This window comes from Amycolatopsis sp. CFH S0740 (genome assembly GCF_004522315.1).
Taxonomy (GTDB): domain Bacteria; phylum Actinomycetota; class Actinomycetes; order Mycobacteriales; family Pseudonocardiaceae; genus Amycolatopsis; species Amycolatopsis nivea.
Genome location: NZ_SDLS01000007.1, coordinates 240840 through 253395, shown reverse-complemented (window position 1 = coordinate 253395; position 12556 = coordinate 240840). Strand labels below are relative to the sequence as shown.

Annotated in this window: 10 protein-coding genes; 8 read left to right on the top strand and 2 right to left on the bottom strand. The window is 69.1% G+C overall.

All coding sequences use genetic code 11. The features are described 5' to 3' along the window. Positions 1-122 precede the first annotated feature (122 nt). From EIZ45_RS15210 to EIZ45_RS15200, 3 genes are read left to right on the top strand one after another with little or no spacing between them, the layout of a single operon-like run. A complete protein-coding gene (locus EIZ45_RS15210) occupies positions 123-599 on the top strand; it encodes a MaoC family dehydratase (RefSeq protein WP_134662885.1) in 477 nt (158 codons plus the stop codon). Between the two features lie 17 nt (positions 600-616). Then, entirely contained in the window at positions 617-2566 is a 1950-nt protein-coding gene (locus tag EIZ45_RS15205) for an AMP-binding protein (RefSeq protein WP_134662884.1), read from the top strand. Continuing rightward, entirely contained in the window at positions 2563-3723 is a 1161-nt protein-coding gene (locus tag EIZ45_RS15200) for an acyl-CoA dehydrogenase family protein (protein WP_134662883.1), read from the top strand. The genes EIZ45_RS15205 and EIZ45_RS15200 overlap by 4 nt, the downstream gene beginning before the upstream one ends. Positions 3724-3790: 67 nt before the next feature. Here EIZ45_RS15200 and EIZ45_RS15195 read toward each other — a convergent pair whose 3' ends face one another. Then, on the bottom strand, positions 3791-5131 hold the full coding sequence (locus EIZ45_RS15195; protein WP_134662882.1) for an MFS transporter: 1341 nt from the start codon (positions 5129-5131) through the stop codon (positions 3791-3793). A 309-nt stretch (positions 5132-5440) separates the two neighbouring features. Between EIZ45_RS15195 and EIZ45_RS15190 the strand changes: the two genes are divergently transcribed. Then, on the top strand, positions 5441-6379 hold the full coding sequence (locus EIZ45_RS15190) for an alpha/beta hydrolase (RefSeq protein WP_205669899.1): 939 nt from the start codon (positions 5441-5443) through the stop codon (positions 6377-6379). 159 nt (positions 6380-6538) lie between these two features. On the opposite strand, the gene EIZ45_RS15185 is transcribed toward EIZ45_RS15190, so the two are convergent. Then, a complete protein-coding gene (locus tag EIZ45_RS15185) occupies positions 6539-7177 on the bottom strand; it encodes a TetR/AcrR family transcriptional regulator (RefSeq protein ID WP_134662881.1) in 639 nt (212 codons plus the stop codon). A gap of 111 nt (positions 7178-7288) precedes the next feature. Between EIZ45_RS15185 and EIZ45_RS15180 the strand changes: the two genes are divergently transcribed. The 4 genes from EIZ45_RS15180 to EIZ45_RS15165 are packed head-to-tail and all read left to right on the top strand — an operon-like array spanning position 7289 to position 12520. Next, positions 7289-8833 (top strand): long-chain fatty acid--CoA ligase, encoded by a 1545-nt coding sequence (locus EIZ45_RS15180; RefSeq protein ID WP_134662880.1) that lies wholly within the window; start codon positions 7289-7291, stop codon positions 8831-8833. A gap of 11 nt (positions 8834-8844) precedes the next feature. Beyond that, complete coding sequence (locus tag EIZ45_RS15175; RefSeq protein WP_134662879.1) at positions 8845-10035, top strand: acyl-CoA dehydrogenase family protein; 1191 nt, start codon at positions 8845-8847, stop codon at positions 10033-10035. After that, the gene (locus tag EIZ45_RS15170) at positions 10032-11354 is read left to right on the top strand and encodes an MFS transporter (protein ID WP_037806397.1); all 1323 of its coding nucleotides are present in this window, start codon (positions 10032-10034) and stop codon (positions 11352-11354) included. The genes EIZ45_RS15175 and EIZ45_RS15170 overlap by 4 nt, the downstream gene beginning before the upstream one ends. Beyond that, entirely contained in the window at positions 11351-12520 is a 1170-nt protein-coding gene (locus EIZ45_RS15165; RefSeq protein WP_134662878.1) for a serine hydrolase, read from the top strand. The genes EIZ45_RS15170 and EIZ45_RS15165 overlap by 4 nt, the downstream gene beginning before the upstream one ends. The last annotated feature ends 36 nt before the right edge of the window (positions 12521-12556 follow it).

The following is a 12556-nucleotide window of genomic DNA, read 5'->3' as shown; positions in this document are numbered from 1 at the left end:
GTCAAGAATATATGATATGCACAACGCGGCTAGACGGTGACCAGTCGAGAGTATATTTTATATTTGTTACGAGAGGATCGACCAGGAGCCGCGCTCCGCGCGCGGCGGGGAGAGGACACCGGATGGCAGGCCTGTATTTCGAGGAGTTCGAACCGGGGATGGTCATCGACCACCCGACCCGCCGCACTGTCACCGAGGCGGACAACACGCTGTTCAGCGTCATGACGCTGAATCTGGCTCCGCTGCATCTGGACGCGGAGTACAGCAAGGACAGCATTTACGGCCAGCGGCTGGTGAACAGCCTGTTCATTCTCGGCCTGGTGTCCGGGGTGACGGTGCCGGAGACGACCCAGGGGACGACTCTGGGCAACCTGGGCTTCGAGAAGATCACCTTCCCGAAGCCGGTGTTCCACGGGGACACGATCCACGTGCGGACCGAGATCGTCAGCAAGCGCGAGTCCAAGAGCCGCGGCGATTCCGGCATCGTGATGTTCCGCCACCTCGGCATCAACCAGCGCGACGAGATCGTGTGCGACGCCCTGCGCGCGGGCCTGATGCTGAAGCGGTCCGCCGCCGAGGCGTCCGCCGCGCAGAGCTGAGCGGGAAGGGACCGGACATGGCCGAGGACGAGACGGGCTTCGCCTGGGTGCCGCCGGAAGAGGTGCGGGACCGCAGCCGCTACCTCGCCGCGGTGCGGAAGTGGGGCCTGCCCGGAGACGCGGATGGCGTGTCCGAGGCGAACCGGCGGGCGATCGCCGACCCGGAGTGGTTCTGGCGCGCCGTCGTCGAGGACCTGGACGTCGCCTTCGCGGAGCCGTTCGAGCGGGTGCTCGACGAGTCCGAGGGGAAACCGTTCCCTCGCTGGTTCGCCGGGGGCCGGGTCAACGTCGCCGAACTGTGCGCGCACCGGCATGCCCGCGGCGAACTCGCCGGCAAGACCGCCGTGGTCTACGAAGGCGATTCCGGGCAGCGGCGCACGCTGACCTTCGGCGAGCTGGACGAGCAGGTCCGCCGGTTCGCGGCGAACCTGGCCGCGCTCGGCGTCGCCCGGGGCGATCGCGTCGTGCTGTACATGCCTGTGGTGCCCGAGGCGGTCGTGGCGTTCCTGGCGATCGCCATGCTCGGCGCGATCGCGGTGCCGACGTTCAGCGGGTACGCGGCGGACGCGCTCGCCACCCGGCTGCAGGATTCCGAGGCGGTTGCGCTGATCACCGCGGACGGGACGACCCGTCGGGGCAAGGAAGTCCCGCTGAAGGCGACCGCGGACGCGGCACTGGCGGACGCGCCGTCGGTGCGCACGGTCGTGGTGGTCCGCCACCTCGGCATCGACGTGCCGATGACGGCCGGGCGGGACACCTACCTCGATGAGCTGGCCGCTTCGCCCGTGCCGGTCGAAACCGCGCAGACGGAGGCGAACGACCCGCTCACCGTCGTCTACACGTCGGGCACGACCGGCAGGCCGAAGGGGATCGTGCATTCCCACGGCGGGTTCGCGGTGAAGACCGCGGTCGATTTCGCCTACGGCTTCGACGTGCACGCCGACGACGTGGTCTGCTGGATCACCGACCTCGGCTGGCTGGTCGGGCCGATGCTGATGACCGGCCCGCTGCAGCTCGGCGCGACCATCGTGATGATCGAGGGCCTTCCGACGCATCCCACGCCGGACCGGATGTGGGACGTGGTCGAGCGCAACGGCGTGACCGTGCAGGGCATCGCGCCCACCGCGGCGCGCGCGTTGCGTGCCGCGCACGAGAAGCCCCGGCACGAGCTGTCCACTCTGCGCTCGTTCGTCTCCACCGGCGAAGCCTGGGACGAGCCGACCTGGTGGTGGCTGTTCGACGAGGTCGGCAAGCGCCGGGTGCCGATCGTCAACTACAGCGGCGGCACCGAGGTCGGCGGCGGACTGCTGATCGGCTACCCGTTCCTGCCCGCCGAGGCGGCCGCGTTCACCGGACCGCTGCCCGGGGTGGACGCGACGGTGCTCGACGACGAAGGCCGGCCGGTGGCCGGCGCGATCGGCGAACTGGCCGTGCGCAACACTTTCCCCGGCATGACGCACGCGTTCTGGCACGACCGCGAGCGTTATCTCGAGACCTATTGGGCCCGGTTCCCGGACGTGTGGGTGCACGGCGATCTGTCCAGTGTGGACGAACGCGGGCAGTGGCGGATCCACGGCCGGTCCGACGACACGCTCAAGCTGGCCGGCCGCCGCGTCGGACCCGCGGAGATCGAGGCAGCGCTGCTGCGGGACAAGCGGATCGCCGAGGTCGCTGTGATCGGCGCGCCGGACGAACTGCGCGGCCAGCGCGCGGTGGCGTTCGCGGTGCTGCGCGCTGCCGGTCCGGAACCCGAAGATCTGCGCGAGGTCGCGCTGGAGAACGCGGGGAAGTCGTTCGCCCCGGAGGTCTACGTCGTGCCGACGCTGCCCAAGACCAAGAACGGCAAGATCATGCGGCGCGCCATCCGGGCGCGGTTCGTCGGGGCGCCGGTCGGCGACCTGTCGTCGCTGGACCCGGCCACGCCGCTGGAAGACATCCCGGTACTCGCGGAGGAGAACGCGCAATGACCGACCCGGAAAGCAATGTCGAGATCGTCCGGAAGGCGACGCGGGAGCTGGCCCGCAAGTTCGACCACGACTATTGGCTGGACAAGGACCGCAATCACGAATACCCGTGGGAGTTCGTGAAGGCGTTCGCGGCGGGCGGCTGGCTGGGCGCGATGATCCCGGAGGAGTACGGCGGCATCGGCCTCGGCCTGGAAGAAGCCGCGGTGATGATGGGCGAGATCTCCGCGTCCGGCGCCGGGATGGCCGGTGGTTCGGCGATCCACTTCTACGTGTTCCCGCCCGCTCCGATCGTCAAGTACGGCTCGGAGGAGATGAAGCGCGAGTACCTGCCGCAGCTGGCGGCGGGGGAGTTGCTGATGGCGTTCGGGGTGACCGAGCCGGACGCCGGGGTGGACACGTCGCGGATCAAGACCAAGGCGACGAAGGTCGACGGCGGGTGGAAGATCAACGGCAAGAAGGTCTTCATCACCAACGCGCAGAACGCGCAGAAGATCCTCCTGCTCGCGCGCACCTCGCCGCGGCGGGAGGACAAGCCGCTGTACGGGATGTCGCTGTTCTTCGCGGACATGGACCGGGATCGCATCACCGTCCGGGAGATCGAGAAGCTCGGCCGCGCCGCGATCGATACGAACGAGCTGTTCATCGACGACCTGTTCGTGCCGGAGGACCGGTTGGTGGGCGAGGTGGACAAGGGGTTCTACTACCTGCTGGACGGGTTGAACCCGGAGCGGATCGTGGTCGGCATGGAAGGCATCGGCCTCGGCCGGGCCGCGCTGGACATCGCCACTGAGTACGCGAAGAACCGGGTGGTGTTCGACCGGCCGATCGGGCAGAACCAGGCCGTGGCGCACCCGCTGGCGGACTCGTGGATCCGGCTGGAAGCCGCGGAAGGCATGGTCATGCGGGCGGCGAGGCTGTTCGACGAAGGCAAGCCGTGCGGCCCGGAAGCGGCGGCGGCGAAATACCTGGGCGCTGAGGGCGGTTTCGAGGCCTGCGACCGAGCGTTCTCGACGCTTGGCGGCTACGCGTACGCGAAGGAGTACCACGTCGAGCGGCTGTGGCGGGAGGTTCGCTTGCTGCGCAACGCGCCGTTCTCGCAGGAGATGGTGCGGAACTACATCTCGCAGCAAGTCCTGGGGCTGCCGCGCTCGTACTGAGGTCGCAAATAGTGCGGGGCTCCCGGCAGATCTGCCGGGAGCCCCGCACTTCTCCGTATTGAGCGACTCATCCGGCGACGAGTTCGCCCCGGTCCATTTCGTAGTGCCGGGTTTCCTTGAGCCCGAGGGTGCACACCGCGCTGATCAAGGCCAGCACCGCGAGGAATCCGCCCAGCGCAAGGGATCCGGCGACGCCGATGATCGGGGCGGCCACCAGCGGCGGAACCGCGCCGCCGAGGATGCCCGCGACGTTGTAGCAGAATCCGGCCGCCGTGTACCGGTAGCGGGTGATGAACAGTTCCGGCATGAACGCGCTGACCGGGCCGAACACGAGCCCGGCGAAGACCAGCGTCAGGCAGACCCCGGCGCCGTAGGAGAAGGCGGTGCCGATGTCCAGCACCGGGAACAGGGCGAGTGCCCACGCCACCGAGACGAAGGTGGAGACGAGGATGACCCGCCGCCGGCCGAACCGGTCGGAGAGCACCGCGCCGAGGATCATCGAGATGCACCACACGACGCCGGCGAGCACGCCGATCGAAAGCACGGTGGTCTTGGCGAGATGCAGGTGGGCGGTGCCGTAGGAGGCGAGGAAACTGCCGCTGAGGTAGAAGAAAGCGAAGACCATGACCAGCACCCCGGACCCGAACAGCATCTGGCGCGGCTGGTTGCCGAACGCTTCCGCGAGCGGTGCGGACGAGGTGCCGGACCGGCTGGCTTCGCGGCGGAACACGGGCGACTCTTCGATCTTCAACCGCACGACGAGGCCGACGGCGATCAGCACGACGCTGGCCACGAACGGGATGCGCCAGCCGTAGCTGATGAAGTCCTCGTTGCTCATGGTGAGCCCGGCGATGAGGAACGTCAGGTTGGCCAGCACGACCGCCACCGCGCCGCCGAGCGAGCCGAACATCGAGTAGAAGCCGCGCTTGGCCTTGGGCGCGCTTTCCGCGGCCAGGAGCGTCGCCCCCGCCCATTCGCCGCCGACCGCGAGCCCTTGCAGGACGCGCAACAGCAAGACCAGCAGGGGAGCGGCAACGCCGATCTGGCCCGCGGTCGGCATGAGTCCGATGAGGACGGTCGAAAGCCCCATCAGGAACAGCGTGGTGATCAACGTCTTCTTGCGGCCGACCCGGTCGCCGAAGTGTCCGAACAGGATCGCGCCGAGCGGCCGTCCGAGAAAAGCCACGCCCTGGGTGGCGAACGCGGCCACGGTGCCCGCGGCGGGTCCGAGAGCGGGGAAGAACACGTGCGGGAACACCAGCGCGGAGGCGGTCCCGTAGATCAGGAAGTCGTAATACTCGATCACCGTGCCGGTGCTGCTGGCGATCGCGATGCGGCGCATGTCCTTCTTGGACGCCGCGACGGTGCGGGGCGGCTCGACGCCGGCGGTCTGCTGAGGCTGGTCCATAGCTCTTCCTTGAGGGGCCGAGTGTCAGTCAGAAGTAAAATATAAAATGCAGAGTCCTACTCTCTGTGCCGCGAGCGTGCGTGTCAACCGGCCCGGCGCGATTCAGTGGAAGGCGCTGTGCCAGGTAGTTTTTCGCGAGGTGTGCGCCGGTGCGGAAAAGCGTGCCCCGGTTGCCGCCGAGGCCAGGTCGCGTATGGATCCTGGGAGAGATCCTTCCTAGGAAAGAACCCGAACTGGTACGTCTCCGTGCCGAGGGCGAGTGTGGAAGTCAGACCGGGGAAACGCCCCGGGCCGGACAGAGGAGGCTTCGTGGCCACCGTCGAGCACGTCAAGTTCCGCAACCGCGACATGTACTGGGACATCGCCGCGGACCTGCACTTCCCGCCGGACTTCGACGAGTCCGAGACCTATCCCGCGATCGTCGTGGCCCACCCGATCGGCAGCTGCAAGGAGCAGACCTCCGGCAACGTCTACGCCCCCGCCCTCGCGGAGGCCGGAAACGTGGTCATCGCGTTCGACGCCAGCTTCCAGGGCGCGAGCGGCGGCGAACCGCGGTTCCTCGAGGACCCCGCCCAGCGTGTCCAGGACTTCAGCCGCGTCGTCGACTACCTGGCGACCCTTCCGTACGTCGACGTCGACCGCATCGGCGTGCTCGGCATCTGCGGAGGCGGCGGCTACACCCTCGCCGCAGCGAAGACCGAGAAACGCTTCAAGGCGGTAGTGTCCGTCACGGGCGCCAACTTCGGCCGCCTGCAGCGAGAGATGGCGAGCCAGAACGGCGGCGTCCTCAAGTCGCTCGCGACGATCGGCCAGCAGCGCACCGCGGAGGCACGCGGCGAAGAGAGCGCAGTCGCCGGCTTCCTGCCCGAGACGGCCGAGGCCGCGCAGGCGACCGGCGACATCGACATCATCGAGGCGTTCGAGTATTACCGCACCGACCGAGGCCAGGCAGACCACGGCTGCGTCCTGTTCGAAGCGGCACACGGCACGGCCGCCCTGGGCTGGGACGCGTTCCAGCTGGCCGAGGAACTGCTCGACCAGCCCCTGCTGATCGTGATCGGCGACAAGAACAAGCAGGGCGCGTTCGGCGCGTACCGCGACGGCCACGAGATCTACAAGCGGGCCGCGTCCGCCGACAAGACTCTGCTCGAACTTGACGGCGCCTCGCACTACGACCTGTACGACCGCCCGAACGGGGCTGGCGAAGCATTGAAGACGGTCGTGCCGTTCTTCACCGACAAGCTCTGATCACGCGATCGGATGCGGTCCGGGCCAGACCTCGCTCCTCGTGCGGTGTGGCCGAACCCCAGGTCTTCGGAACCGGCGACCTGGGGTTTCGTGCTGTCGAGACGAGTTTCCCGTCGTCGACCGGAACCTGTACTCGACCGCGGCGCGGTGCTGAAAGCCTTAGCGCTGCGGCGAATCCGCCCCGGTAGGCGCGGGATCCGGCGGGTCTCCCTCGAAACCGTTCGCCCAGTAACGCCCGCGCAGCGAGAGGTTCTGCAGCATCCCGGTGGCCTCTTCCGCTGACATCGGCGCCGGGTCCGTTTCCAGCCACCAGCGCAGAACGGCGAGCTGTTCCCCGACCCATGCCCTGGCCAGCACGCCGAGGTCGATGCGCGGCTTGACATCGTGGTGGTCGGCCCGGGACTTGAACACCGAGCACACCGCGTCGATGCGCGCGTCGGTGAACTGCCGGAGCGCCCGGCCGTCGCCCTCGCCGCGCAGGATGAGCAGGTACAGGTCCCGGTTCTCGCGGGCGTGGCGGAACAGTTCCAGCGCCGGTTTGCCGGTGAAGCCCACTGAGGACGCCGGGACCAGCGGGCGCAGCCGTTCGTCCAGTTCCTCCTGGAGTTCGGTGACGACGTGGCGCAGCAGGGCGTCCTTGTCGGGGTAGTGGCTGTAGAACGTCGCGCGGCCCAGGTCGGCCCGTTCGGTGATGTCCTCCACCGTCACGTTGGCGTATCCGCGTTCGAGCACCAGCGACACCAGCGCGTCGCGGAGCAGCCCGCGGGTGCGGCGGGTCCGTCGGTCAGTCGTCGGCAAGGGGCCCCCTTCGGTCGTTGCCGGCCCGAGTGTAGCGAACTGTTGACACCGCGACTGTTAATAGACACAGTGTTCAGCATTGGTCAATCTGACGGAAAACAGGGAGTCGGCGTGAACCTGGGCAGCTATGTCACCCGTGCCAGCACGTTCTGGCCCGATCAGCAGGCGCTGGTGTGCGGGGAGCGGCGGTGGTCCTACCGCGAACTGGAGGAGCGGACCAACCGGCTGGCGTCCGCGCTGCTCGCGTCCGGCGTCGAGCCCGGGCAGGCGGTCGCCACCTTCTCCGGCAACAGCGCGGAGCTGGTCGAGACCGAGATCGCTTGCTACAAGGGCGGTTTCCTGCGCGTGCCGATCAGCGCGCGGCTGTCCGCGGGCGAGGTCGAGCACATCCTGGCGGACGCGGACGTGCGGGTGCTGCTGGTCGACGCCGAGCACGCCGAAGCGGCACAGAAGGCGGCGGTCGGGACGTCGTGCGCGCTGATCGACTACGACGGCCGCACGCCGGATGCCCGCTCCTATGCCGACGTGCTGGCGGCGGGGTCGCCGGAGCCGGTCGCGGTCGAGGTGAGCGCGGACGACCCGTCGGTTCTGCACTTCACTTCCGGGTCCACCGGGAAGCTCAAGGCCGCGGTGCAGACGAACGGGAACCGGCTGGCGAACATGCGCAAGCGGCTGATGAGCCCGGAAGGCGCGCCGTCCGCGGCGGAGCGGTATCTCGCGGCCGGTCCGATCACGCACGCCACCGGAATGGGTTTGCTGGCGGCCTTTTCCCGCGGGGCGACCGCGGTGGTGCTGCCGCGGTTCGGTGCGGTGGAGTTTCTGGAAGCGGTCGAGAAGGAGCGGATCACGTCGACGTTCCTGGTGCCGGTGATGCTGAACATGGTGCTGTCGCATCCCGGCCTGGGCGACTTCGACCTGTCCTCGCTTCGCTGCCTGCGGGTGGGCGGCGCGCCGGTGTCGCCGCAGCGGTTGCGCGACGCGGTCGCGGCGTTCGGCCCGGTGGTGATGCAGGGGTACGGCCAGGGCGAGACCACCAGCGGCGTCACGGTGCTGACCTGCGCCGACGTGGTGCGGGGGATCGAGGAGGACCCGGAGCTGCTGTCCTCGGCCGGGCGGCCGTTGTTCGACTCCGAGGTCCGGGTGGTCGACGACGAGGGCCGTCCGGTACCCGCCGGGGAGCTCGGCGAGGTGGTGGTGCGCGGGCCGGACTGCGTGACCGAGTACTGGCACGAACCGGATCTGTCCGCGGAGACGTTCCGCGACGGCTGGGTCTACACCGGCGATATCGGCTACCTGCGTGCCGACGGATATCTGTTCATTGTGGACCGCAAGAAGGACATGATCATTTCCGGCGGCTACAACATCTTCTGCACCGAAGTGGAATCCGTGCTCTACGAACATCCTGCGGTTTCCGAGGCGTGCGTGGTGGGCGTGCCCGACGAGAAGTGGGGCGAAGCGGTGAAGGCGGTTGTCGTCCGCCGTTCCGACGCGACCGCCGAGGAACTGATCGAGTTCTGCGCGGAACGGTTGGCACGCATCAAAAAACCCCGCTCGGTGGATTTCGCCGACGAACTCCCGGTGAACCGCAACGGCAAGATCGACCGGCGCGCGGTGCGGGACCGGTATTGGGCGGGCGAAGCCCGGAAAGTCCACTGAGGAGGCCCCGCATGTCCTTCACCCTCACCCCGGCCTACGACGACAACCCGCGGCTCGCGGAACTCGTCGGCCGGCTGCGCGAATACCTGGCGGGCGAACTCGCCGACTACGAGGCCACGCTCGGGCTGACCCCGGAGACCCCGCTGACCCGGGCCATGATCGAACCGGTGTGGAAACGCTGTCGCGAACTGGGTTTCTACGGCGTCCACCTGCCCAGCGAGTACGGCGGCCTCGACCTGAGCTACACCGAACTCGCTGCGCTCAAGGAGGAGGTCGGCGCGTCCGGCCGGATCCTCTACCACTGCGTCCTCGGCGACTTCGGCGGCCCGCTGCGCGCCGGCGCGATCTTCACGACGGCCACCGAGGAACAGCGCGAGCGGTATCTGCTGCCGGTGGTCCGCGGGGAACGCGCGTGCTGTTTCTCGCTCACCGAAACCAATGCCGGGTCGGACGTGCGGGCCATGCGCACCACGGCGACCCCGGACGGCGACGGCTGGCGGATCAGCGGCCACAAGGTGTTCTCCTCGGCGGGCCCGATCGCGGACTTCTCCGTGCTGGTCGCCCGGATGGCGGGGGAGGACGAGAGCTACTCGGCCTTCCTGGTCGACCTGGATTCGCCGGGCTGCACGGTCGCCGACGGCGAGGTTCCGATGTCCGGCCAGCATGTCGAGTCCGACATCATCCTCGACAACTGCTACGTCGGCCCGCAGCAGCTGCTCGGCCGCGTCGGCGACGGGCTGCGCATCGGGCTCGGCCGGGTCACCACGAACCGGCTGCTGCACTGCCCGACGGTCCTCGGCCACGCCCGTCGCGCGCTGGAACTCACCATCGAATTCGCCCGCACCCGCCAGGTGTTCGGCGGCCCGCTGGCGGCGCTGCAGTCGATCCAGCACAAGATCGCCGACATGGCCACCGCGTACTACGCGGCCCGCGCGATGACGTACGACGCACTGTCCGAATTGGACTCCGGGAGCAAGCCGAGCACGGAGGCGTTCATGTGCAAACTGTTCGTGGCGGAGAACGCCTTCCGCATCGCGGACGAGGCGGTGCAGATCCACGGCAAGGCCGGGCTCGTGCGCGGGGCCGAGGTGGAGTGGCTGTTCCGGCGGCTGCGGATGTTCCGCGTGCTGACCGGATCGTCGGAGATCCAGAAGAACGGCATCGCCAAAGCCCTGCTCCAGCCGTCCGGGACGCAGCGGTGAAGCCCGCCGGGACCCGGCCGCGTCCGGCCGCGCCGGCGGACGGGGCCGCGGGGAGCACTTGGCTGCGCCGCTGGTCGGTGGTGGGCATGCTGCTGCTGTTCATGCTGATCAACTACGGCGACAAGACCGTCCTCGGGCTGGCCGCGCGCCCGATCATGCACGAGTTCGGGCTGAGCCCGTCGCAGTACGGGTTGCTGTCGAGTTCGTTCTTCTTCCTGTTCAGCGTGTGCGCGCTGGCGGTCGGCCTCGCGTCGAGCCGGATTTCGACCCGGTGGATCCTGCTGGTGCTCGCGCTGGTCTGGGCCGTGACGCAGGTTTCGGTTGTCGCCGCGAGCGGGATCGGGCTGTTGCTGGTGAGCCGGATCGCGCTCGGCGCCGCCGAAGGACCGGCGCAGCCGATGGCGCTGCACGCCGCGCACAGCTGGTTCCCCAACGCCAAACGCAACATCCCGAGCGCGCTGATCGTCGGCGGCGGCGCGCTGGGCGGGGCGATCGCGACCCCGCTGCTCACCGTGGTGATCGTGCACTTCGGCTGGCGGGCCGCGTTCCTGGCGATGTTCCTGGTCGGCTGCGTGTGGTGCGTGCTGTGGCTGGTGATCGGCCGCGACGGCCCGGTCGACCGCGCCCCGGCCGGTGCGGCCCCGGTCCCGGCCGCCCGCGTCCCGTACCGGCGGATCCTGCTCTCCGGGACGTGGCTCGGCGGGTTCACCGGAGCGTTCGGCGCGTACTGGACTTCCACGCTGATGGTCGCCTGGCTGCCCACCTACCTGGAAACCGCGCTGGGCTACAGCACCGGCGAGGCGGCGGCGATCGCGACGATTCCGTGGCTGGCCGGGCTGATCCTGACCTTCGCGCACGGCGCGATCACCCAGTGGCTGCTGCATCTCGGCGTGCCCAGCCGGATCGCCCGCGGCATTCTCGGCGGGTGCGTGCTGATCCTGGCGGGCTTGGCGATGGTGCTGCTGCCGACGGTCACGCAGCCCGCGCTGCGGATCGTGCTCATCGCGGTCGCGTTCAGCTTCCACGGCGTCACCTTCGCCAACGGCCAGACGGTCAACAGCGAAATCAGCCCGCCCGCCCAGCGCGGCGCGGTGCTGTCGGTCAGCGTCGCGCTGGTCACCATCGCCGGACTTCTCGCGCCCTACGTCACCGGCAGGCTGGTCGAGGCCGCGGACGGGCCGGCGGCCGGATTCGCGACCGCCTTCTCCATTCCCGGAGTCCTGATGATGGCGGGCGGGCTGGCCGCCCTGTTCTTCGTCCGTCCGGAACGCGACGCCCGGCGCATCGCGGCACTCGCCGCAGCCAAGGAGAAACCGTGACCAACCCGTACACAGTGGACAACGCGTACTGGAGCCGCGGTTACGTCGACCCGGCGTTCGTCCGCCTCGGCATGACCCGCGCCAGGGAAACCGGCCCGACCCGGCGGGTGTGGCGCGGCGCGGGCCCGCGCTGGGACCTGCCCGAGGACCACGACGACCTGGACAACCTGCTCGTCACCCCGAGGACCGGTGACCCGGCCGTCAAGCTGACCGAATTCCTCGCCGCCGCGGAGACCGACGCGATCCTGGTGGCGCACCGGGGAAAGATCGTCTACGAGCGGTACTTCCACGGCATGCGGCCCCACGACGTGCACCTGTCCGCGTCGGTGGCGAAGTCGTGGACCGGACTGCTCGCCGCGCTGCTGATCGACGAAGGCGCACTTGACGCCGATCAACCGTTGTCCCACTACGCGCCCGAACTCGGCGGCACGGCATTCGGCGACGCCACGATCCACCACCTGCTGCACATGGGCACCGTCATGGACTACGGCGGTCGGCCGTTCTGCAAACCCCTTGAAGCGCAACGGTATTTCGCCGCGGTCGGCATCGTGCCTCGTCCGGCCGGGTTCACCGGACCGACGAGCGTCAAGGAACATCTGGCCACCGCACGGGCCGTCGCACCGCCCGGAACCGTATTTCGCTACGACAACGGGAACACCGAGGCCGTCGCCGAAGCCCTTCGCCGCGTCACCGGGGTCAGCCTCGCCGATCTCTGGAGCGAGCGGGTCTGGGCCCGGCTGGGTGCGGACGAGGACGGCGCGTACTGCCTGGACTCCACCGGGACGGAGATCGCGTGCGGCCGCTACAGCGCCACCTTGCGCGATCTGGCCCGGGTAGGGGAGATGCTGCGCCGCGGCGGGACGGTCGGTGACCAGCAGCTCGTGCCGGAACGCATCGTCGCCGACCTGACCAACGTGCCGCCGGGACCCGCTCAGCGCGCTCTGCCGACCGGTGCCGCGCGGCCGATCGGGTACCACAATTTCTGGTGGGTCCCCGGCGACGGCCACGGCACGTTCGGCGCGCGCGGCATCCACGGGCAGCGGCTGCAGGTCAGTCCGGGACGGGAACTGGTGATCGCCCACTACGGATCGCACGTGATGTCGCCGTCGGTTCCGGTGCCGCCTCTGGAGGCGGTGTTCGCCCAGATCGGCGACCATCTGACCTGATAAGACAGACCGTTCTCTCTGCTAGCGTGGGTTTGT